Genomic DNA, 21695 nt, shown 5'->3' on the forward strand with positions numbered 1-21695 from the left:
ATGGTTGAACTCGCTCTCCCCAAGAATTCCCAGATCAGCGAAGGCAAAGTCTGGCCGAAGCCGGATGGTGCCAAGAACGTTCGCGAATACCGGATCTATCGCTGGAACCCGGATGACGGCCAGAACCCGCGCATCGATACCTATTATATCGATGTCGACGATTGCGGGCCGATGGTTCTCGATGCGCTTCTCTACATCAAGAACAATATCGACCCGACGCTGACGCTGCGCCGCTCCTGCCGTGAAGGCATTTGCGGTTCCTGCGCCATGAACATCGACGGCACCAATACGCTCGCCTGCACCAAGGGCATGGAAGAGATCAAGGGCACGGTGAAGGTCTATCCGCTGCCGCATATGCCTGTCGTGAAGGATCTCGTTCCTGATCTGTCGAACTTCTATGCGCAGCACCGCTCCATCGAGCCGTGGCTGAAGACGGTTTCGCCGACGCCCGCCAAGGAATGGAAACAAAGCCACGAGGACCGCCTGAAGCTGGACGGTCTTTATGAGTGCATTCTCTGCGCCTGCTGCTCCACCTCCTGTCCCAGCTATTGGTGGAATGGCGACCGTTACCTCGGTCCCGCCGTTCTGCTGCAGGCCTATCGCTGGCTGATCGACAGCCGCGATGAAGCAACGGGCGAACGCCTCGACAATCTCGAGGACCCGTTCCGTCTTTATCGTTGCCACACCATCATGAACTGCGCGCAGGCTTGCCCGAAGGGCTTGAACCCGGCCAAGGCGATCGCGGAAATCAAGAAGATGATGGTCGAGCGTCGCGTCTGAAGGCGATTCGCCTGGACGGAAAATCTATCGGGTCGCGGTGTGGACTGCGGCCCTTTTTTACAACCGGGTGCGGGAAATTTCGGTAAAAATCGACCGAAATTGTAATTATCCCGGCCATCGCTTGCGCAAGATAAGGCTTTGGTAATAATTCAGCCTTCTTGTTTGATCATGGTCTTTCCGGAAGCGAGAGAATCGGGAGCTTGATATGCAATTCAGATATGTGGTGACGGGCCTTGTGGTTGTAATGAGCCTCGCCGGTTGCCAACGTACCTCCTACGATTACAACAACAATAGCGGCAGTAATCCCGGTTATACGCCGCCGCTGCAGGCTCAGCCGGTTCCGTCCGTTCAGTCTGGCGCGCTGCCGCCACCCGGCGGTACTTCGGGCAGTCAGTTCCCTTCGGCTCCCGCTTCTGCGACGCCTGGCGGCACCGATGTGGCATCTGCCGCTCCGCCGACAACGGCGCTCGATGTCACCAAGGAATCCATGGTCGGCAACTGGCGTGTTTCCAATGGCGGCGCCAATTGCGACATGTTCCTGACGCTCACCAATCTCGGCAGCGGTTCGCGTGGCGGCACGCGTGGCTGCTCCGGCGAGCTGACGGCGATGGGCTCCTGGGAAGTGTCCGGCAAAATGGTCCTCTTCAAGAACCGTTCGGGCGATACGATCGGCCGCGTCTACAAGAGCGCCGATGCGCGCTTTGACGGCACGACCAATAGCGGCCAGCCACTCAGCCTCAGCCGATAGAGCATTTCCGGTGCATCCGGATCGCCTTGCCTGTTCTGAGCCATTCCATTCGTCGCGGGCGCTTGTCAGTGTCCGCGACCGGAGCGCTTTTCCATGAAGCCATTGCCCGATTACAATCATAGTGTCGTTGAACAGCTCAACGCATTAACGGCAGCTGGCACCTTGCAGGCGGATGCGGCGCAACTCGGCGTGGCGGCTCACCTCGACCGTATCCTTGCCGATCTGAAGGCACGCAAGCCCGCCAAGAAAAAAAGCGCGCTCGGCTGGATGTTCGCGCGCAAGGCCGGTCCAGCTGCGCCCGTCAAGGGATTGTATGTCTATGGCAGCGTCGGCCGAGGCAAGACGATGCTGATGGACATGTTCTATGAGATGGCGCCCGTTTCTTCCAAACGGCGCTGCCATTTTCACGAGTTCATGGCGGATGTGCATAATCGCGTGCATGCGCATCGGCAGAAGCTGAAGAATGGCGAAACCAAACAGGCAGACCCCATTCCGCCTGTCGCGGCCCAACTTCTGGCGGAAGCGGAGCTCCTTTGCTTCGACGAGTTCACCGTCACGGATATTGCCGATGCGATGATCCTCGCCCGGCTGTTCAGCGAACTCTTCGCCAATGGCTGCACTCTGGTAACGACATCCAACGTCGTACCCGACAATCTCTACAAGGACGGGCTTAATCGCGGCCTGTTCCTGCCTTTCGTCGACTTGCTGAAGAAATATGTTGAGGTCGTGACGCTGGACAGCCCCACCGATTACCGGATGGAAAAGCTGGAAAGCCTGCCGGTCTATGTCACGCCGCTCGACGGTTCGGCGGATCAGGCGATGGATATGGCCTGGCGGCATATGACCGGTGGCCACCTTGTCGCGCCGACGGAAATACCGATGAAGGGCCGCTCCATTCTGGTGCCGCGCGCCAGTGGCCGTGTGGCGCGCTTCTCCTTCTCCGACCTTTGCGAGAAGCCGCTCGGGGCTTCCGATTTCCTGGCAATCGCCAACCGCTTCGATACCGTCTTCATCGACCATATCCCGTTCTTGAATGCGGACAAGCGCAACGAGACCAAGCGTTTCATCATCCTTATCGATGCGCTTTACGACCACAGCGTCCGGCTTTTTGCCTCCGCTGCCGCCATGCCGGAAGACCTGCTCGGCAAGCGCAAGGGAACCGAAGGTTTCGAGTTCGATCGCACTGCCTCGCGGCTGTTTGAGATGCGCAGCGCGGATTATCTGGCTCTTCACCATGAAAAACGGCAGAAAGTTTGACACTTTCGTGACGCATTTTCTTACGTTTACGTAAGAAAATAATGATCTAAACGATTGAAAATATTCATCACAAAAGAATCTGTTGCCAATTTTGGCCAATGGGGCTAATCGAAGTCCGACAATTTGGCTGCCGGTTTGGCGCGGTGAAATTGAATTGAAGCTCAAGAGGAAGCATTCGATGGCTCGCAAAAAAATTGCACTTATTGGTTCTGGCATGATCGGCGGCACGCTGGCGCATCTCGCCAGCCTGAAGGAACTGGGCGATATCGTCCTCTTCGATATTGCCGACGGCATCCCGCAGGGCAAGGGTCTGGATATTGCCCAGTCCGGCCCGGTTGAAGGCTTCAATGCAAAGCTCACCGGCGCTTCCGATTACGCCGCCATCGAAGGTGCAGACGTCTGCATCGTCACCGCTGGCGTTGCCCGCAAGCCCGGCATGAGCCGCGACGATCTTCTCGGCATCAACCTCAAGGTCATGGAACAGGTCGGCGCCGGCATCAAGAAATATGCCCCGAATGCTTTCGTCATCTGCATCACCAACCCGCTCGACGCCATGGTCTGGGCGCTGCAGAAGTTCTCCGGCCTGCCGAAGAACAAGGTCGTCGGCATGGCCGGCGTTCTCGACAGCGCGCGCTTCCGTCTTTTCCTCTCCGAAGAATTCAATGTTTCGGTTGAAGACGTCACCGCCTTCGTTCTCGGCGGCCACGGCGACACCATGGTGCCGCTCGCACGCTACTCCACGGTTGCCGGCATTCCGCTGACCGACCTCGTCAAGATGGGCTGGCTGACCGCCGAGCGTCTCGAAGAGATCGTACAGCGCACGCGCGACGGCGGTGCGGAAATCGTCGGCCTGCTGAAGACCGGTTCGGCTTATTACGCGCCGGCCGCTTCCGCGATCGAAATGGCTGAATCCTACCTCAAGGACAAGAAGCGCGTCCTGCCCGCCGCTGCCCATCTTTCGGGTCAGTATGGCGTTGACGATATGTATGTCGGCGTTCCCACCATCATCGGTGCCGGCGGTATCGAGCGCATCATCGAGATCGAGCTGAACAAGGAAGAAGAAGCAGCCTTCCGCAAGTCCGTCGGCGCTGTCGCCGGTCTTTGCGAAGCCTGCGTCAACATCGCTCCGTCGCTGAAGTAATAGCCTCTAGCGGCTCCAAACAGGGATTATTCCATGAATATTCACGAATATCAGGCCAAGGCTCTTCTGAAGGGCTACGGCGCGCCGGTTGCTGAAGGCGTCGCCATCCTCAAGGTCGAAGAAGCCGAAGCTGCCGCAAAGCAGCTTCCCGGCCCGCTCTACGTCGTCAAGAGCCAGATCCACGCCGGCGGCCGCGGCAAGGGCAAGTTCAAGGAACTCGGCCCTGACGCCAAGGGCGGCGTTCGTCTGGCAAAGTCGATCGACGAAGTCGTTTCCCACGCCAAGGACATGCTTGGCAACACGCTGGTAACGGCGCAGACGGGCGACGCCGGCAAGCAGGTCAACCGTCTCTACATCGAAGACGGTGCCGACATTGCCCGCGAACTCTACTGCTCGCTGCTGGTTGACCGTTCCGTCGGCCAGGTCGCATTCGTGGTTTCCACGGAAGGCGGCATGGACATCGAGGCTGTCGCCCACGACACGCCCGAGAAGATCCACACCATCGCCATCAACCCGGAAAAGGGTGTGAGCGACGCCGACGTTGCCGCGATCTCCAAGGCTCTCGAGCTTGATGGTGTTGCTGCCGAAGACGCCAAGGCGCTGTTCCCGATCCTCTACAAGGCCTTCAACGAGAAGGACATGGCTCTCCTCGAGGTCAACCCGCTGATCGTCATGGAAAATGGCCATCTGCGCGTTCTCGACGCCAAGATGTCCTTCGACGGCAATGCGCTGTTCCGCCACGACGACGTCAAGGCGCTGCGCGACGAAACCGAAGAAGACGCCAAGGAAATCGAAGCCTCCAAGTGGGACCTCGCTTACGTTGCTCTCGACGGCAACATCGGCTGCATGGTCAACGGTGCCGGTCTCGCCATGGCGACGATGGACATCATCAAGCTTTACGGCAAAGAGCCGGCTAACTTCTGCGACGTCGGCGGCGGCGCCGGCAAGGAGAAGGTTGCGGCCGCCTTCAAGATCATCACGGCTGACCCGAAGGTCGAGGGCATCCTCGTCAACATCTTCGGCGGCATCATGAAGTGCGACGTCATCGCCGAAGGCGTGATTGCCGCGGTGAAGGAAGTCGGTTTGCAGGTTCCGCTCGTTGTTCGCCTCGAAGGCACCAACGTCGAACTTGGCAAGAAGCTCCTGAACGAATCTGGCCTTGCGATTACGGCTGCTGACGATCTGGACGACGCAGCCAAGAAGATCGTCGCGGCGATCAACGGCTAATTGAGGGACCGGAAATAATGTCTATTCTTGTTAATAAAGACACGAAGATCCTTGTTCAGGGTCTGACCGGCAAGACCGGCACCTTCCACACCGAACAGGCGCTTGCTTATTACGGCACGCAGATGGTCGGCGGTATTCACCCGAAGAAGGGTGGCGAAACCTGGACCGGTTCCAAGGGCGAAAGCCTGCCGATCTTTGCAACGGTTGCAGAAGCCAAGGAAAAGACCGGTGCAGACGCATCCGTGATCTACGTTCCGCCGGCAGGTGCAGCCGATGCCATCATCGAAGCCATCGATGCGGAAATTCCGTTCATCACCTGCATCACCGAAGGTATCCCGGTCATGGACATGGTTCGCGTCAAGGCTCGCCTCGACCGCTCCAAGTCGCGCCTGCTCGGCCCGAACTGCCCGGGTATCCTGACGCCGGAAGAATGCAAGATCGGCATCATGCCGGGCTCCATCTTCCGCAAGGGTTCGGTCGGTATCGTTTCCCGTTCGGGCACGCTGACCTATGAAGCCGTGTTCCAGACCTCCAACGAAGGCCTCGGCCAGACCACGGCTGTCGGCATCGGCGGCGACCCGGTCAAGGGCACCGAGTTCATCGACGTCTTGGAAATGTTCCTCGCCGACGACGCCACCCAGTCGATCATCATGATCGGTGAAATCGGCGGCTCGGCTGAAGAAGATGCGGCGCAGTTCCTGATCGACGAAGCCAAGAAGGGCCGCAAGAAGCCGATGGCCGGCTTCATCGCGGGCCGTACGGCTCCGAAGGGCCGCACCATGGGCCACGCCGGCGCTGTCGTTTCCGGCGGCAAGGGTGACGCAGAGTCCAAGATTGCAGCAATGGAAGCTGCCGGTATCAAGGTATCGCCTTCCCCGGCGCGCCTCGGCAAGACGCTGGTTGAAGTCCTCAAGGGCTGAGACCACATGAGACCGGTAACGGGCGGCGCGGCTTCAACGCTGCGCTGCCCGATGCCGCAAGAACGACAGACAGAACGGCATACCGCCCCGGCGGCAGACAGCAATAATCAAGCGGCAGGCCGATAAGCGGCCCTAACGGCATCGAGGAGGCGGACTGACAAGTCCGCAAGAACACAATGGCAAGGCAAGAAGCGAACGAGCAGTTTCAGATCACGTCGTTTCTGGACGGCGCGAATGCAGCCTATATCGAGCAGCTCTATGCCCGGTACGAAGAGGATCCCTCTTCCGTGTCGCCGGAGTGGCAGAGCTTCTTCAAGGCGTTGTCCGACAATCCGGAAGACGTGAAGAAGGCAGCCAAGGGCGCCTCCTGGAAGCGCGCCAACTGGCCGATCCCGGCAAATGGCGACCTGGTATCCGCGCTGGACGGCAACTGGGCCACGGTCGAGAAGGCCATCGAGAAGAAGGTTCAGGCGAAAGCCGAGGCGAAGAGCGCCGATACCGGCAAGGCTGTCAGCCCGGCCGAAGTGCTTCAGGCGACCCGTGATAGCGTTCGCGCCATCATGATGATCCGCGCCTACCGCATGCGCGGCCACCTGCATGCCAAGCTCGATCCGCTCGGCATTGCCAGCGCCGTTGAAGATTACAACGAGCTTTCGCCGAAGTCCTACGGCTTCGAGGAAAGCGATTACGACCGCAAGATTTTCATCGATAACGTTCTCGGTCTCGAATATGCGACCGTGCGCGAGATGGTCGATATTCTTGAGCGCACCTATTGCTCGACGCTCGGCGTCGAATTCATGCATATGTCCAACCCGGAAGAAAAGGGCTGGATCCAGGAACGCATCGAAGGCCCGGACAAGGGCGTGGACTTCACGCCGGAGGGCAAGAAGGCCATTCTGTCCAAACTGGTCGAAGCCGAAGGTTACGAGCAGTTCCTCGACGTGCGTTTCAAGGGCACCAAGCGTTTCGGCCTCGATGGCGGCGAATCGCTGATCCCGGCACTTGAGCAGATCATCAAGCGCGGCGGCCAGGACGGTCTGGAAGAAGTCGTGCTCGGCATGGCCCACCGCGGCCGCCTTAACGTTCTGACCAACGTCATGGGCAAGCCGCACCGCGCCGTGTTCCACGAGTTCAAGGGCGGTTCGTTCAAGCCTGACGACGTCGAAGGTTCCGGCGACGTGAAGTACCATCTAGGTGCCTCCTCCGACCGCGAATTCGACGGCAACAAGGTTCACCTGTCGCTGACGGCCAACCCGTCGCACCTTGAAATCGTCAACCCTGTCGTCATGGGCAAGGCCCGCGCCAAGCAGGACCAGCTCGCCAAGACATGGGACGGCGATATCATTCCGCTGTCGGAACGCGCCAAGGTGCTGCCGCTCCTGTTGCACGGCGATGCCGCTTTTGCGGGTCAGGGCGTGGTTGCTGAAATTCTCGGCCTTTCCGGCCTGCGCGGTCACCGCGTTGCCGGTACCATGCACTTCATCATCAACAACCAGATCGGTTTCACGACGAACCCGGCCTTCTCGCGCTCGTCGCCCTATCCGTCCGACGTTGCCAAGATGATCGAGGCGCCGATCTTCCACGTCAACGGCGACGATCCGGAAGCGGTGACCTATGCGGCGAAGGTCGCGACCGAATACCGCATGAAGTTCCACAAGCCTGTCGTCATCGACATGTTCTGTTATCGCCGCTTCGGCCATAACGAAGGCGACGAGCCCGCGTTCACGCAGCCGAAGATGTACAAGGTCATCCGTGGCCACAAGACCGTCGCACGCATCTATGCCGACCGTCTGATTGCGGAAGGCCTGATCACTGAAGGCGATTTCGAGAAGATCAAGGCCGACTGGCGCGCGCATCTCGAGCAGGAGTTCGAGGCAGGCCAGTCCTACAAGCCGAACAAGGCCGACTGGCTGGACGGTCAGTGGTCGGGCCTTCGCGCCGCCGACAATGCCGATGAGCAGCGTCGTGGCAAGACCGGCGTGCCGATGAAGCAGCTGAAGGAAATCGGCAAGAAGCTGTCAACCATTCCGGAAGGTTTCAGCGCACACCGTACGATCCAGCGCTTCATGGAAAACCGCTCGCAGATGATCGAGACGGGTGAGGGCATCGACTGGGCAATGGCGGAAGCGCTTGCTTTCGGTTCGCTCGCCGTCGACGGTCACAAGATCCGTCTCTCCGGTCAGGATTGCGAACGCGGCACCTTCTCGCAGCGCCACTCGGTTCTCTACGATCAGGAAACCGAAGAGCGTTACATTCCGCTTGCCAATCTTTCACCGACGCAGGCCCGTTACGAAGTTATCAACTCGATGCTTTCGGAAGAAGCGGTTCTCGGTTTCGAATATGGCTATTCGCTGGCCCGTCCGAATGCGCTGACGCTCTGGGAAGCCCAGTTCGGCGACTTCGCCAACGGCGCGCAGGTGGTGTTCGACCAGTTCATCTCTTCGGGTGAACGCAAGTGGCTGCGCATGTCCGGTCTCGTCTGCCTTCTGCCGCATGGTTATGAAGGTCAGGGTCCGGAGCACTCGTCCGCCCGTCTGGAGCGCTGGCTGCAGATGTGCGCCGAAGACAACATGCAGGTTGCCAACTGCACGACGCCGGCCAACTACTTCCACATCCTGCGCCGCCAGATGAAGCGTGACTTCCGCAAGCCGCTGATCCTCATGACGCCGAAGTCGCTGCTGCGTCACAAGCGCGCCACTTCGTCGCTGGCGGAGCTTGCGGGTGAGTCCTCCTTCCACCGTCTCCTGTGGGACGATGCTGAAGTCATCAAGGACGGCCCCATCAAGCTGCAGAAGGATTCGAAGATCCGTCGCGTCGTCATGTGCACGGGCAAGGTCTATTACGATCTGCTCGAGGAGCGTGAAAAGCGCGGTATCGACGACATCTACCTGCTGCGCGTCGAACAGCTCTATCCGTTCCCGGCCAAGGCTCTCATCAACGAGCTTTCCCGTTTCCGCAATGCGGAGATGGTCTGGTGCCAGGAAGAGCCGAAGAACATGGGTGCGTGGTCGTTCATCGATCCTTACCTTGAATGGGTTCTGGCGCATATCGACGCCAAGTACCAGAAGGTCCGTTACACGGGCCGTCCGGCTGCCGCCTCTCCGGCGACCGGCCTGATGTCCAAGCATCTGGCGCAGCTTGCTGCGTTCCTGGAAGACGCGCTGGGAGAGTGAGAACTCTCCCGCATCGCCCCGCAAAAAAGACACCTGAATAACGGAACTAGATCATGGCCACTGAAATCCGCGTACCAACCCTCGGCGAATCCGTCAGCGAAGCGACCGTCGGCACCTGGTTCAAGAAGGTCGGCGATACCGTCAAGGCCGACGAACCGCTCGTTGAACTGGAAACCGACAAGGTTACCGTCGAAGTCCCGGCACCCGCCTCCGGCGTGTTGACCGAAATCGTCGCGCAGAATGGCGAAACCGTCGGCCTCGACGCCCTTCTCGGCCAGATCGCCGAAGGTGCTGCCGGCGCTGCGACTTCCGCACCCGCTGCCGAACCGGCAAAGCCTGCTGCTGCCGCAGCAGCACCGGCACCTGCCGCCGCCGCTCCGGCTGCCAGCGCCATGCCGCCGGCACCTGCCGCCGGCAAGCTGCTTGCTGAAAACAACCTGTCTGCCGATCAGGTCGACGGTTCCGGCAAGCGTGGCCAGGTTCTGAAGGGCGACGTTCTCGCTGCTGTCGCCAAGGGCGTTTCGGCACCTGCCGCCGCTCCGGCTCCGGTTGCTGCTGCTCCCCGTCCGGTTTCCGCCGAGCAGGATCAGGTTCGCGAAGAGCGCGTCAAGATGACCCGCCTGCGCCAGACGATCGCCCGTCGCCTGAAGGATGCGCAGAACACCGCCGCCATGCTGACCACCTATAATGAGGTGGACATGAGCGCCGTCATGGACCTGCGCAACCGCTACAAGGACGTGTTCGAGAAGAAGCACGGCGTCAAGCTCGGCTTCATGGGCTTCTTCACCAAGGCCGTGACCCACGCGCTGAAGGAACTGCCCGCTGTCAACGCTGAAATCGACGGTACCGACATCATCTACAAGAACTATTGTCACGTCGGCATGGCTGTCGGCACCGACAAGGGTCTCGTTGTTCCCGTTATCCGCGATGCTGACCAGCTCTCCATCGCCGGCGTCGAAAAGGAACTGGGTCGCCTCGCTAAGGCAGCCCGTGACGGTTCGCTCGGCATGGCCGACATGCAGGGCGGCACCTTCACCATCACCAACGGTGGTGTCTACGGTTCGCTGATGTCTTCGCCGATCCTCAACGCGCCGCAGTCCGGCATCCTCGGCATGCACAAGATCCAGGAGCGTCCGGTCGCCATCGGCGGTCAGGTCGTCATCCGTCCGATGATGTATCTTGCGCTCTCCTACGATCACCGTATCGTTGACGGCAAGGAAGCCGTTACCTTCCTCGTTCGCGTCAAGGAAAGCCTCGAAGATCCGGAACGTCTGGTTCTCGATCTCTGATCGGTCTTGCTTTTCGTTTCGGCGGGGTTTCAATTGAGGCCCCGCTGAAATTCCATCAGGAGAGCGAACGTGCAGCCGACATTTCTTGCCGCTTCACCCTTTTTACCGCTGATCGGTCTCAGCGTCCTGCTGCTTGCGGTGCATATCATGCTGCAGGCCATGACGGCGACGCGGGAATTTGGGATGGACTGGAATGCCGGCCCGCGTGATGCGGAGAGGAAGCCTGAAGGCAGGTTTACCGGTCGGGCAGCCCGCGCATCGGAAAATTTCCGTGAAACCTATCCCGCTTTCATCGCGCTCGCCTTTGGTGTCATCATGGCCGGCGATCCGTCCGGGCTGGCACTCACCGGCGCGTGGATCTGGCTGATCTGCCGGGTGGTCTATATTCCACTTTATCTGGCCGGTGTGCCCTATATCCGCTCGCTGGTCTGGCTCGGTTCGATGCTCGGCCTTGCGCTGATGCTTTTCGTGTTGATGTTTTAGAGGTTGATTTTCCGATGCATCAGTATCTGATCGAACTTGCATCCCTGATGGCGATCTTCGCTTTCGCAATCGTTTCCCCGGCGCCGATCTGGCAATGGTCATGCGTCAGGCGATGGTGCATGGGCGCAAGCAGGCCATCATCACCAGCTTCGGTGTTGGCACATCCCTGATGTTCCACGTCACCTATACGATCCTCGGACTTGGTCTCATCATTTCCCAGTCGATCTATCTCTTCAACATCGTCAAGTGGCTGGGCGTCGCCTATCTGATCTATATCGGCATCAAAGCACTGCGCGCCGGCAAGACGGAATTGCCGACGGCTGAAGGCGAGGGCGGCGTTCGAGCCAAAAGCACACAGACCGGGCTGAAGGCCTTCACACTCGGTTTTGCCGCAAACGCGCTTAACCCCAAACCGGTGTTTTTCTTCCTGTCGATCTTTTCGACGGTGGTTCATGCGCATACGCCGGTTACCATCAAATTCGGATATGGGCTCGTCATGGCGAGCTGCCTTATCCTCTGGTTCGTTGGCGTCAGCCTGTTCATGACGACGCCGCGCATGCGCGCCGCATTTCAGCGCGCCAGCCAATGGATCGACCGCACCAGCGGTGTGGTGTTCATCGCTCTCGGTATAAAACTCGCAACGGAAAAAGCGGCCTGAGTTTCAGGTCAAACGGAAGCAGGGCGGTTCAAAATCCTGCCCGCAATCAATCAGGAACAGAAACATGGCATATGATGTAGTTGTAATCGGTACGGGTCCCGGCGGTTATGTTTGCGCGGTCAAGGCGGCACAGCTCGGCCTGAAGGTCGCTGTCATCGAAAAGCGCGCCACCTATGGCGGCACCTGCCTCAATGTCGGCTGCATCCCTTCCAAGGCGCTGCTGCATGCGTCCGAAACCTTTGCGCATGTCGCCCATGGCGTCGATACGCTCGGTATCGAAGTTGCCGCTCCGAAGCTGAACCTTGAAAAGATGATGGGCCACAAGGACGGCGTGGTGAAAGCCAATGTCGACGGCGTTTCCTTCCTGTTCAAGAAGAACAAGATCGATGCCTTCCAGGGCACCGGCAAGGTGGTTTCCGCCGGCAAGGTTTCCGTCACCAATGACAAGGGTGAGACGCAGGAGATCGAGGCGAAGAACATCGTCATCGCCACCGGTTCTGATGTCGCGGGCATTCCAGGCGTCAAGGTCGATATCGATGAAAACGTCATCGTGTCCTCCACTGGCGCGATCGCTCTTTCCAAGGTTCCGGAAAAGCTCATCGTCGTCGGCGGCGGCGTCATCGGCCTCGAGCTTGGTTCGGTCTGGTCGCGCCTCGGCGCCAAGGTGACCGTCGTCGAATATCTCGACAATATTCTCGGCGGCATGGATGGCGAAGTTTCCAAGCAGGCGCAGCGTCTGCTGGCCAAGCAGGGTCTCGATTTCAAGCTCGGCGCCAAGGTGACGGCTGTTGAAAAGACTGCTGGCGGCGCAAAGGTTGTGTTCGAACCGGTCAAGGGCGGTGCTGCTGAGACGCTGGAAGCGAACGTCGTGCTGATCTCCACCGGCCGCAAGCCCTACACCGAAGGTCTCGGCCTTGCGGAAGCCGGCGTCGTGCTGGACAGCCGTGGCCGTGTCGAAATCGACGGTCACTACAAGACGAATGTCGACGGCATCTATGCGATCGGCGACGTGGTGAAGGGTCCGATGCTGGCGCACAAGGCGGAAGACGAGGGCGTTGCGCTTGCGGAAATCCTCGCCGGCCAGCGTGGCCATGTGAATTACGATGTCATTCCGGCCGTGGTCTATACGCAGCCTGAAATCGCTTCCGTCGGCAAGACCGAAGAGGAGCTGAAGGCCGCTGGTATCGCCTACAAGGTCGGCAAATTCCCCTTCACCGCCAATGGCCGCGCCCGCGCCATGCAGGTGACGGATGGTTTCGTGAAGATCCTCGCCGACAAGGAAACCGACCGGGTTCTCGGCGGTCACATTGTCGGTTTCGGCGCTGGCGAGATGATCCACGAGATCACCGTGCTGATGGAATTCGGCGGTTCTTCGGAAGATCTCGGCCGCACCTGCCATGCGCATCCGACCATGTCGGAAGCGGTGAAGGAAGCGGCACTGGCGACTTTCTTCAAGCCGATCCATATGTGATCGACGTTGGAGCGCTGAACATGAAACTGCTGTGCAGTTTCAGTCTGATGCTCCAATATTAAATTTCAGCCATCTGCTGGACCCCGGCTTGCCATGCAGGCCGGGGTTTTCCATACTCGCGCCACAGCCTGTCTAACCTTTTGATAAAAGGCAATAAAATGGCGTCTTCCACTCAAGTTTCATTTTCCGTTCCACAGCGCGTCATCCATTGGGCGATGGCGCTTCTGATCTTCTTCAATCTCCTGTTTCCGGATGGCATGGCCCATGCGTATCGGCTGATGCGGCGGGGTGAAACGCTGACGCCCGACCAGATTTCGTCCGCCAATATTCACGCCTATGTCGGCTTTGCCATTCTGTTCCTTGCTGTTCTGCGCCTCTGTCTGCGGTTCTTCCAGGGGGTGCCGCCGCACCCCGCCGAGGAACCGCGTGTCTTTCAGATCGCCGCAAAGGTGGCCCATTTCACCTTCTATGCGCTGTTCCTCATCCTGCCATTGTCCGGCATCGCCGCCTATTACTTTGGTGTTCAGGCTGCGGGGCAATTGCATTCGGGCCCGTTCAAGGCACTGATGTGGGTGTTGATCGCCGGCCATCTCGTCGCTGTTCTGGTTCACCAGTTCTATTGGCGTACCGGCGTCCTGAAACGCATGACGCACGGCTGAGCGGCGGTTTGCCGCGTTTTCGCATCAACAGGAATAGAGGATAGTGCCTTTGCCGCGAAGGGCGGCAAAAAGGGGTTACGAATGCCGGATTTCGAAGGAATATTACCGGGTGCTGACTGGCGGGATAGCTATCAGGGAGAGATGGTGCAGGGTGCATCGAGTTCGCTCGATGTGAGCCGACTTCTTCTCGATCATCCGCCGGCGTGGATCGGCAGGCTCATGGCCCTGCGCAACCGTATCGTGTCGCTTTTTGGTCTCAAGACAGTTGAACACGCATCCGGAACCTCGGCGGGAGGGTTCCCCATCGTGTCAACCACCCCGGACCGGACCGTTCTTGGTTTCGACGACAGCCATCTCGATTTCCGCATCGTCGTAGATTTGGAGGAGAAGCCTGATCTGCCGATCGTCCATGACCGGCGGATCGTGAAAGTCACCACCATCGTCAGGCGCAAGACGTTGTTCGGGCGTATTTATCTGTTGGTTGTCGGACCGTTTCATCGCCGCATCGTGCCCGCGACGATGCGGCCGTTTTGCAGGGACATCCAGCCCGTCAGGACATGAGCGCGAGTTTTAATCGACCCGCGTCAGTTTGAAACCCTGCGAGCGCAGGAGCTCGACAACGCCTTCCTCGCCCGGCAGGTGCAGGGCGCCAACGGCCATGAAGACATTGCCCTTGCCAAGCTCGGGCGAAGCCCGCTCCGCCATGACGTGATTGCGGTCGGTGATGATGCGTTGCTCGAAGGCGGCGTAACCCTGGTCGCTCTCTGCCGGTTTCTTGGTGTCGAGGCTTTTCAGCATCGGCATCGTCATGCCGATATCGCCGCTGACATACAGATCGGTCATGGTCGTCATGATGTCGTCCATGCGGTCGCCCAGTTCCAGCGTTTCGATGAGCGCCTGAAGATGAAACTCCATGGGTAGCTCTGACATGGCCGTCAGCTGCTCGACCATGGTTTCCAGCCCAACGAGACGTTTTCCGTCAGCCACCGCGTCTTCGGCCAGCTTCTTGTCGAGAAAGGACAGCCCGGTGGCCTTGCGGGCAAATTCGCAGGCGGGAAGGGCGACGAAGCTCGACAGCATCCATGGCTTCATGCGCGAAACCGCGTTCAGCGGAATGCCGCGCTCCTTGAGGCCCTTTTCAAGGCGGGCAACATTGTCGGGCGACAGGATGTCGGTGATCGATTTGCCGTCGAGAAACATGGTGAGTTCGGGCCGGGTCAGCAGCGACGCGGCAATCTTCTTGTCGTCAACGATTTCGTCGGATTCCACGATGACCGTCGCAGCCTTGTCGAAGGCAGGTGCGGCGGCGGCAGGCATGCCCAGAACACGCGGATCGGTGACATGCATGGTGCCGAGAAGAAAGGAGGGTTCCGTTCCGGCTTTTTCGATGCGCCAGAAGTTGCCCTTGCCGTTCGGGATCGCGGCCGCTTCCTGTTCGATTTTCGCAAAGCCCTGCGGATCGTTCTTGCGCATCTCCACGAGAATGTCGCTGCCGGTGCAGCTCATCTCCTGTTCGGCCGCTTGCGCCTCACCCAGCGAGAGCAAAGTCGCGAGCAGGATTGCGACAGCGGCGACGTGCATGGCTGCGAGCAACCAGAGCAGGGCATCGCCGGTCTTGCCCATCAGGGTGGCGGTGAGATTGTGTGGCTTTATCAGGCTTTGCATAGGTACCATCCGGTTCTCGTTTTCTTATAGAACGGTGGCTTGGACGTCTGGTTAACGACTATGGTTAAGCATTTCATGCTTCATGCGCGCGGGTGGGCATTATCATATATTTCCAGCAATCTTGCGGTATCGACGCCGGTATAGATCTGCGTGGTGGAAAGGCTGGCGTGGCCGAGCAGCTCCTGAATGGTGCGAAGATCGCCGCCGCCGGCCAGAAGATGGGTGGCGAAGGAGTGGCGCAGCGCATGCGGCGTGGCGTTTTCCGGCAGGCCGAAAGCGCCGCGCAATTTCTGCATTTCGCGCTGGATGATGGCAGGCTGCAGCTTGCCGCCGCGCGCACCGAGGAACAGCGGTTGATCCGCCGCCAGATGATAGGGGCAGAGTTTCTTGTAGGCTTCGACCGCTTCCGTTACCACCGCCAACAGGGGAACGATCCGGGTCTTGTTGCCTTTGCCGGTGATGCGAAGGCTGCGCGCACCGGGCGGGAAATCGGCCGGAATGAGCCCCAGCGCTTCTGAAATGCGAAGGCCGCAGCCATAAAGCAGCGAGAGGACGGCGGCGTTGCGGGCAGCAATCCACGGCTCTTCGTTCAATTGCGCCTCGGCGGTGGTGATCTTCAGCGCCTGCCGGTCGGTCAGCGGCTTAGGCAGTGATTTTGGCTGTTTCGGCGCGCGCATGGCAGTGGCGCCCGCCGCATTCACCAGACCTTTCTTTTGTAGATAGTGAAGAAAGGAGCGCAGGCCTGCCAGATGGCGACCAAGTGAGCGCGCGCCGGCACCTTCCCTGCGGCGGCTGGCCAGAAAGGCACGAAGATCGACCGGGCGCAGATCGGCTATATCCGCAATGGCTGTGGGCTTGCCAATATAACCGGTGAGGAATGTCAAAAACTGGCGGGTGTCGCGCTCATAGGCCTCGACGGTGTTGTCTGAAAGACGACGTTCGCCCGCGATCGAGGCAAGCCAGGACTGGCGCTCGTTCAGGAGATCGGGTTCGGCAAAAGTCAGGATTTCAGTCACGGGGCGCTCCATTCCTCTCCTCAAAGCTATGCTCTTATGGTCAGCATTTGGTTAAGGCCCGCGTCTGCGCTTTCTATCTGGCGTGGACTTTGCGGGAGCCAGACATTACATCCGGGCGGTTTCCTTTTTCACCTCGCCGGGGCATGGTCGCCACATCATGGCAAAAGATTCGTCCGATCTGTTTGGGGCTCTGTTCGACCCGCCGTCGCCCACGCGCACGGTGCCCGTTCTCGTGCCCATGCCGGCGCCGGGACCCTACAGTTACGCCGTGCCTGAAGATATGGTCGTGGAGACCGGCTCCGTCGTTCAGGTGCCGCTCGGCCCGAGGCAGGTCTTCGGCGTGGTGTGGGACGATGCCGGAGAAAAGAGCGTCGATCCGAAGAAGCTGCGGCCCATCACCAAAAGTTTCGAGTGCCCGCCGCTGAAAACGGAAATGCGGCGTTTCATCGACTGGGTTGCCGCCTATACGCTTTCTCCCCCGGCCTTGTGGCGCGCATGGCGCTTCGAGCGCCCGCCGCCTTCGATCCCGAGCCGATGATCGAGGGACTGCGACTGACCGAAGGCAGGCCGGAACGTCTGACGCCTGCCCGCGAGAGGGTGATGGAACTGGCGGCCGAGGGGCACGGCTGGACGAAGAGCGGGCTTGCCCATGCAGCCGGCGTCTCCACCAGCGTTGTCGACGGTCTCGTCAAGCAGGGTGTGTTCGAGACGGTTTTTCTGCCCGCGCCGCCCGTGGTCGCTGAACCTGATCCTGATTATGCCGAGCCTCGACTGGAAGGCCCCCAGAAACAGGCGGCATCGGAAATTCTTGAGGATGTTCGCAAGGGCGGTTTTCATGTTTCGCTGATCGACGGCGTGACCGGCTCGGGCAAGACGGAGGTCTATTTCGAAGCCGTGGCCGAGACGCTGAGGAAGGGCAAGCAGGTCCTTATCCTGCTACCCGAAATCGCGCTAACGGCGGCGTTTCTGGATCGATTTCACGATCGCTTCGGTGCACGGCCGGCGGAATGGCATTCGGATCTGTCGCCGCGCATGCGCGAAAAGGTCTGGCGTCAGGCCGTGACGGGCGAGGTGAAGGTGGTTGCCGGTGCCCGCTCGGCGCTTTTTCTCCCCTTCGACAATCTTGGTCTCATCATCGTCGATGAAGAGCACGATCCGGCCTACAAGCAGGAGGACCGCGTCTATTATAATGCCCGCGACATGGCAGTGGTGAGAGCAAGGATCGCGGATTTCCCGGTGGTGCTGGTGTCCGCTACGCCCTCGGTGGAAAGCCAGGTCAATGGCAGTTCTGGCCGCTACAATACCATCCACCTGCACACCCGCTTCGGCGATGCGGCGATGCCCGACCTGCACCTTGTCGATATGCGCCGCCATCCGCCGGAAAGGGGAGGGTTCCTGTCACCCGTCCTGCTGCGCGGCATCGGCAAGACTATCGAGAAGGGTGAGCAGGCTCTGCTTTTCCTCAATCGCCGGGGTTATGCGCCATTGACGCTCTGCCGGGTCTGCGGCCACCGTTTCCAGTGCCCGCAATGTTCCAGCTGGCTGGTGGAGCACCGGTTCCGCAACCAGTTACAATGCCACCAGTGCGGTCACAGCGAGCCGACGCCCGACCATTGCCCGGAATGCGGTACCTTCGATCATCTGGTCGCCTGCGGGCCGGGGGTGGAGCGGATCGCTGAGGAAGTGGAGAGACATTTCCCCGAGGCCCGGACCATTGTCCTCTCTTCCGATCTCATGGGCGTCAAGCGGCTGCGTCTGGAGCTTGAGGCCATCGTCAAGGGGGAGGCTGATATCGTCATTGGCACGCAGCTCGTCGCCAAGGGACATAACTTTCCCCTGATGACGCTTGTCGGCATTGTCGATGCCGATCTCGGCCTTGCCAACGGTGATCCGCGCGCGGCGGAGCGAACGTTTCAGCTGCTCTCGCAGGTGACAGGGCGCGCCGGGCGCACGGGCTTGAAGAGCCATGGCCTGTTGCAGACCTATCAGCCGCAGCATCCCGTCATGCAGGCGATCGTTTCAGGGGATGCATCGGCCTTCTACGAAAGGGAGATCGTGGAACGGGAAAAGGCCGTTCTGCCGCCCTTCGGGCGTCTTGCCTCGGTCATTGTCTCCGCCGATACGCGCGCTGAGGCCGAAACCCACGCGCGGGGCTTGAGGGCGGCGGCACCGCAGGTGACAGGCATCATGCTGCTTGGCCCGGCAGAAGCGCCGCTGGCGCTCATCCGTGGTCGGCACCGTTTCCGTCTGCTGGTGCACGGGCGGCGCAATTCCGACATGCAATCCTTCCTTCGAACGCTCCTGGCCAATGGCCCGAAGGAGCGGGGCAGCGTGCATGTCCAGCTCGATATCGATCCGCAAAGTTTCCTTTGAACTTTATCAACAGGGGCGTTTTCCCGCTGTCATGACCGTGTCATAACGCAGCAGGCGAAAAGAATGATTTGGGGAACGAGATGGAGTTTTATTTTCCCGCCGAGTTCGGCGAGCAGCTGGCCTTTGGAGCGGCTGCGATATCGGCCGTGATCGGCCTGTTTTTCATGTTTGCACCGGGCATGACGCTGCGCGCCTTCGGCCTGCAACCGGCTGGCGAGCGCAGGGACGGTTACACGCTCGTGCGCTCCTCGCTTGCCGGTTTTTATCTCGGCCTCGGCGCTGCCGCTCTGCTTCTGGCGCAGCCGATGGTCTATCTTGCTTTCGGCGCGGCCTTCGCCCTGAGTGTCTTCGGTGGCATTCTCTCCATTCTCTCCGATGGAGGCGCAACCATGCGAAATTGCTTACTCATGGTTGTGCATTTTCTCCTGGCCGCATTGTCGTTGAGCTACGTGTTTGGACTGGTCTAAGCCGGGCTTTTTGGCTTTTCTGCCGCACCAGACCCGCATCCTGAGCGAAATCGGAAAATTTAAACGCATTCCCCCTTGCCCAAACGGCGCTTTCCGCTATTACGCGTGTTGCGAGTCCCGGCGTCCTATGCTAGACGGACCGCGAAATTGGGAAAAGGCAGGGGGGAATTCCGGTCTTTTTCGGGGAAATTGAAACGATTTCAAGAATTTGATGCGGTGGATCGCCACCGTTGATAATCTTGGACGATTAGCAGGGAAAAAGTGCCCGTGGCAGATACCTCCCATGGAACATCCGGTGTAGCGGAAAGGTATGCGTCGTCGCTTTTCGAGCTTGCTTTGGAAGCGGGTGCGGTCGAAGCGGTTGGAGCCGATCTGGACAAGTTCGGCGCACTTCTCGACGAGAGCGACGATTTGAAGCGTCTGGTTGCGAGCCCGGTGTTTTCCGCCGAGGATCAGTTCAAGGCAATCACCGCAATCTGCGAAAAGGCCGGCATTGCGGGTCTTGCCGTCAATTTCCTCAAGGTCGTTGCCAATAATCGCCGTCTCTTTGCCGTTCCCGGCATGATCCGCGCCTACCGCACCATTGCCGCTGCCCATCGCGGCGAAATCACCGCCGAGGTCACCTCGGCACATGCGCTCGACGAGGCGCAGGAAACTGAACTGAAAGCGGCGCTGAAGAGCGTTACCGGCAAGGATGTGACGATTTCCGTTACCGTCGATCCGTCGATCCTCGGTGGTCTGATCGTCAAGGTCGGTTCCCGCCAGATCGATACGTCTCTTCGCACCAAACTTTCCACCCTTAAGCTTGCACTGAAAGAGGTTGGCTGATGGATATCCGCGCCGCGGAAATTTCCGCAATTCTGAAAGATCAAATCAAAAATTTCGGCAACGAGGCGGAAGTCTCGGAAGTCGGTCAGGTGCTTTCCGTCGGTGACGGTATCGCCCGCGTTTACGGCCTCGACAATGTTCAGGCTGGCGAAATGGTCGAGTTTCCCGGCGGCATTCGCGGCATGGCGCTCAACCTCGAAGCCGACAACGTCGGTGTGGTTATCTTCGGTTCGGACCGTGACATCAAGGAAGGCGACACCGTAAAGCGGACTGGCGCTATCGTTGACGTTCCCGTCGGCCCGGAACTGCTCGGCCGCGTCGTTGACGCGCTTGGCAACCCGATCGACGGCAAGGGCCCGATCAATGCCGCCAAGCGTTCGCGCGTTGACGTCAAGGCTCCCGGCATCATTCCGCGCAAGTCGGTTCATGAGCCGATGTCGACCGGCCTCAAGGCCATCGACGCCCTCATCCCGGTTGGCCGCGGCCAGCGCGAGCTCGTCATCGGCGACCGCCAGACCGGCAAGACCGCGATCATTCTCGACACGATCCTGAACCAGAAGGCCATTCACGATAATGGCCCTGACGGCGATAAGCTTTATTGCGTTTACGTCGCTATCGGTCAGAAGCGTTCGACCGTTGCCCAGTTCGTGAAGGTTCTGGAAGAGCGCGGCGCGCTGCAGTATTCGATCATCGTTGCTGCTACCGCTTCCGACCCGGCTCCGATGCAGTACCTCGCTCCGTTTGCTGGTTGCGCCATGGGTGAGTACTTCCGTGACAACGGCAAGCACGCTCTCATCGGCTATGACGACCTTTCCAAGCAGGCCGTTGCCTACCGTCAGATGTCGCTCCTGCTGCGCCGTCCTCCGGGCCGCGAAGCTTATCCGGGCGACGTTTTCTACCTTCACTCCCGTCTTCTGGAGCGCGCTGCAAAGCTCTCCGACGAAATGGGCGCCGGTTCGCTGACGGCTCTGCCTGTTATCGAAACCCAGGGTAACGACGTTTCGGCGTTCATTCCGACCAACGTGATCTCGATCACCGACGGCCAGATCTTCCTTGAAACCGACCTGTTCTACCAGGGCATTCGTCCGGCCGTTAACGTCGGTCTGTCGGTTTCGCGCGTTGGCTCCGCCGCCCAGATCAAGGCGATGAAGCAGGTTGCCGGTTCGATCAAGGGCGAGCTTGCCCAGTATCGCGAAATGGCCGCCTTTGCCCAGTTCGGCTCGGACCTCGACGCTTCCACGCAGCGCCTGCTCAACCGCGGCGCCCGCCTGACAGAGCTTCTGAAGCAGCCGCAGTTCTCTCCGCTCAAGACGGAAGAACAGGTCGCGGTGATCTTCGCCGGTGTCAACGGCTACCTCGACAAGATCCCGGTCGCACAGGTCGGCAAGTTCGAGCAGGGTTTCCTCTCCTACCTCCGCTCGGAAGGTAAGGCGATCCTCGACACCATCCGCACGGAAAAGGCAATCAGCGACGATACCAAGGGCAAGCTCAAGGGCGCTCTCGATACCTTCGCGAAGTCTTTCTCGTAATTAGGGCTCTT

19 protein-coding genes and 1 pseudogene are annotated in these 21695 nt (G+C 59.7%); 18 read left to right on the forward strand and 2 right to left on the reverse strand.

The window, feature by feature from the left end; all coding sequences use genetic code 11:
- The 13 genes and pseudogenes from G3A56_RS12565 (at position 1) to G3A56_RS12625 (ending at position 14367) form a co-directional block, all read left to right on the forward strand.
- The gene (locus G3A56_RS12565) at positions 1 to 780 is read left to right on the forward strand and encodes a succinate dehydrogenase iron-sulfur subunit (RefSeq protein WP_010972458.1); all 780 of its coding nucleotides are present in this window, start codon (positions 1 to 3) and stop codon (positions 778 to 780) included.
- 205 nt (positions 781 to 985) lie between these two features.
- Positions 986 to 1528 carry a protease inhibitor Inh/omp19 family protein gene (locus G3A56_RS12570; protein ID WP_082183056.1) on the forward strand — a complete coding sequence of 181 codons (543 nt, stop codon included), beginning with the start codon at positions 986 to 988 and terminating at the stop codon, positions 1526 to 1528.
- 93 nt (positions 1529 to 1621) lie between these two features.
- The gene (gene zapE, locus G3A56_RS12575) at positions 1622 to 2785 is read left to right on the forward strand and encodes a cell division protein ZapE (protein WP_082183054.1); all 1164 of its coding nucleotides are present in this window, start codon (positions 1622 to 1624) and stop codon (positions 2783 to 2785) included.
- Between the two features lie 178 nt (positions 2786 to 2963).
- Positions 2964 to 3926: a malate dehydrogenase gene (mdh, locus tag G3A56_RS12580; RefSeq protein ID WP_035241918.1), complete on the forward strand. Its 963-nt coding sequence runs from the start codon at positions 2964 to 2966 to the stop codon at positions 3924 to 3926.
- Positions 3927 to 3959: 33 nt separating this feature from the next.
- Positions 3960 to 5153 carry an ADP-forming succinate--CoA ligase subunit beta gene (sucC, locus tag G3A56_RS12585; RefSeq protein WP_003492393.1) on the forward strand — a complete coding sequence of 398 codons (1194 nt, stop codon included), beginning with the start codon at positions 3960 to 3962 and terminating at the stop codon, positions 5151 to 5153.
- A 17-nt stretch (positions 5154 to 5170) separates the two neighbouring features.
- Complete coding sequence (gene sucD, locus G3A56_RS12590) at positions 5171 to 6073, forward strand: succinate--CoA ligase subunit alpha (protein WP_003492390.1); 903 nt, start codon at positions 5171 to 5173, stop codon at positions 6071 to 6073.
- Positions 6074 to 6249: 176 nt separating this feature from the next.
- Complete coding sequence (locus G3A56_RS12595) at positions 6250 to 9246, forward strand: 2-oxoglutarate dehydrogenase E1 component (protein WP_082183051.1); 2997 nt, start codon at positions 6250 to 6252, stop codon at positions 9244 to 9246.
- 53 nt (positions 9247 to 9299) lie between these two features.
- A complete protein-coding gene (gene odhB / locus G3A56_RS12600) occupies positions 9300 to 10535 on the forward strand; it encodes a 2-oxoglutarate dehydrogenase complex dihydrolipoyllysine-residue succinyltransferase (protein ID WP_082183049.1) in 1236 nt (411 codons plus the stop codon).
- 69 nt (positions 10536 to 10604) lie between these two features.
- Positions 10605 to 11018: an MAPEG family protein gene (locus tag G3A56_RS12605; protein ID WP_082183046.1), complete on the forward strand. Its 414-nt coding sequence runs from the start codon at positions 10605 to 10607 to the stop codon at positions 11016 to 11018.
- 14 nt (positions 11019 to 11032) lie between these two features.
- Positions 11033 to 11676 (forward strand): annotated as a pseudogene (locus G3A56_RS12610) (LysE family translocator).
- Positions 11677 to 11740: 64 nt separating this feature from the next.
- The gene (gene lpdA, locus G3A56_RS12615; protein WP_082183043.1) at positions 11741 to 13147 is read left to right on the forward strand and encodes a dihydrolipoyl dehydrogenase; all 1407 of its coding nucleotides are present in this window, start codon (positions 11741 to 11743) and stop codon (positions 13145 to 13147) included.
- Positions 13148 to 13305: 158 nt separating this feature from the next.
- Complete coding sequence (locus G3A56_RS12620; protein ID WP_082183041.1) at positions 13306 to 13806, forward strand: cytochrome b; 501 nt, start codon at positions 13306 to 13308, stop codon at positions 13804 to 13806.
- Positions 13807 to 13887: 81 nt separating this feature from the next.
- On the forward strand, positions 13888 to 14367 hold the full coding sequence (locus tag G3A56_RS12625; protein ID WP_082183038.1) for a DUF2867 domain-containing protein: 480 nt from the start codon (positions 13888 to 13890) through the stop codon (positions 14365 to 14367).
- Between the two features lie 9 nt (positions 14368 to 14376).
- Here the strand turns inward: G3A56_RS12625 and G3A56_RS12630 are convergent, their stop codons facing one another.
- Together G3A56_RS12630 and G3A56_RS12635 are read right to left on the reverse strand one after the other, a co-directional pair.
- Entirely contained in the window at positions 14377 to 15471 is a 1095-nt protein-coding gene (locus G3A56_RS12630; protein ID WP_082183036.1) for a TraB/GumN family protein, read from the reverse strand.
- Positions 15472 to 15551: 80 nt separating this feature from the next.
- Positions 15552 to 16499, reverse strand: coding sequence for a tyrosine recombinase XerC (locus G3A56_RS12635; RefSeq protein WP_003492373.1), 948 nt, complete (start codon positions 16497 to 16499; stop codon positions 15552 to 15554).
- Between the two features lie 145 nt (positions 16500 to 16644).
- Between G3A56_RS12635 and G3A56_RS28905 the strand changes: the two genes are divergently transcribed.
- The 5 genes from G3A56_RS28905 to atpA all read left to right on the forward strand — a co-directional run bounded on the left by G3A56_RS28905 (position 16645) and on the right by atpA (position 21684).
- Complete coding sequence (locus G3A56_RS28905; protein ID WP_246230993.1) at positions 16645 to 17025, forward strand: primosomal protein N' family DNA-binding protein; 381 nt, start codon at positions 16645 to 16647, stop codon at positions 17023 to 17025.
- Positions 16938 to 18860: a primosomal protein N' gene (locus G3A56_RS12640; RefSeq protein WP_246231316.1), complete on the forward strand. Its 1923-nt coding sequence runs from the start codon at positions 16938 to 16940 to the stop codon at positions 18858 to 18860. The genes G3A56_RS28905 and G3A56_RS12640 overlap by 88 nt, the downstream gene beginning before the upstream one ends.
- 80 nt (positions 18861 to 18940) lie before the next feature.
- Complete coding sequence (locus tag G3A56_RS12645) at positions 18941 to 19327, forward strand: AGROH133_08824 family phage infection protein (protein WP_003492369.1); 387 nt, start codon at positions 18941 to 18943, stop codon at positions 19325 to 19327.
- Positions 19328 to 19588: 261 nt separating this feature from the next.
- Entirely contained in the window at positions 19589 to 20155 is a 567-nt protein-coding gene (locus G3A56_RS12650; RefSeq protein WP_175414380.1) for a F0F1 ATP synthase subunit delta, read from the forward strand.
- Positions 20155 to 21684, forward strand: a complete 1530-nt coding sequence (gene atpA, locus G3A56_RS12655; RefSeq protein WP_003492364.1) for a F0F1 ATP synthase subunit alpha — start codon at positions 20155 to 20157, stop codon at positions 21682 to 21684. The genes G3A56_RS12650 and atpA overlap by 1 nt, the downstream gene beginning before the upstream one ends.
- Positions 21685 to 21695 lie beyond the last annotated feature (11 nt).

The organism is Rhizobium oryzihabitans (assembly GCF_010669145.1).
In the GTDB taxonomy this organism is placed as follows: Bacteria; Pseudomonadota; Alphaproteobacteria; order Rhizobiales; family Rhizobiaceae; genus Agrobacterium; species Agrobacterium oryzihabitans.

Excerpts from the sequence above, each read along its gene's own strand:
- G3A56_RS12565 (WP_010972458.1), top strand. The coding sequence starts at position 1 with ATGGTTGAACTCGCTCTCCCCAAGAATTCCCAGATCAGCGAAGGCAAA.
- G3A56_RS12570 (WP_082183056.1), top strand. The coding sequence starts at position 986 with ATGCAATTCAGATATGTGGTGACGGGCCTTGTGGTTGTAATGAGCCTC.
- zapE (WP_082183054.1), top strand. The coding sequence starts at position 1,622 with ATGAAGCCATTGCCCGATTACAATCATAGTGTCGTTGAACAGCTCAAC.
- mdh (WP_035241918.1), top strand. The coding sequence starts at position 2,964 with ATGGCTCGCAAAAAAATTGCACTTATTGGTTCTGGCATGATCGGCGGC.
- sucC (WP_003492393.1), top strand. The coding sequence starts at position 3,960 with ATGAATATTCACGAATATCAGGCCAAGGCTCTTCTGAAGGGCTACGGC.
- sucD (WP_003492390.1), top strand. The coding sequence starts at position 5,171 with ATGTCTATTCTTGTTAATAAAGACACGAAGATCCTTGTTCAGGGTCTG.
- G3A56_RS12595 (WP_082183051.1), top strand. The coding sequence starts at position 6,250 with ATGGCAAGGCAAGAAGCGAACGAGCAGTTTCAGATCACGTCGTTTCTG.
- odhB (WP_082183049.1), top strand. The coding sequence starts at position 9,300 with ATGGCCACTGAAATCCGCGTACCAACCCTCGGCGAATCCGTCAGCGAA.
- lpdA (WP_082183043.1), top strand. The coding sequence starts at position 11,741 with ATGGCATATGATGTAGTTGTAATCGGTACGGGTCCCGGCGGTTATGTT.
- G3A56_RS12620 (WP_082183041.1), top strand. The coding sequence starts at position 13,306 with ATGGCGTCTTCCACTCAAGTTTCATTTTCCGTTCCACAGCGCGTCATC.
- G3A56_RS12625 (WP_082183038.1), top strand. The coding sequence starts at position 13,888 with ATGCCGGATTTCGAAGGAATATTACCGGGTGCTGACTGGCGGGATAGC.
- G3A56_RS12630 (WP_082183036.1), bottom strand. The coding sequence starts at position 15,471 with ATGCAAAGCCTGATAAAGCCACACAATCTCACCGCCACCCTGATGGGC.
- G3A56_RS12635 (WP_003492373.1), bottom strand. The coding sequence starts at position 16,499 with ATGGAGCGCCCCGTGACTGAAATCCTGACTTTTGCCGAACCCGATCTC.
- G3A56_RS28905 (WP_246230993.1), top strand. The coding sequence starts at position 16,645 with ATGGCAAAAGATTCGTCCGATCTGTTTGGGGCTCTGTTCGACCCGCCG.
- G3A56_RS12645 (WP_003492369.1), top strand. The coding sequence starts at position 18,941 with ATGGAGTTTTATTTTCCCGCCGAGTTCGGCGAGCAGCTGGCCTTTGGA.
- atpA (WP_003492364.1), top strand. The coding sequence starts at position 20,155 with ATGGATATCCGCGCCGCGGAAATTTCCGCAATTCTGAAAGATCAAATC.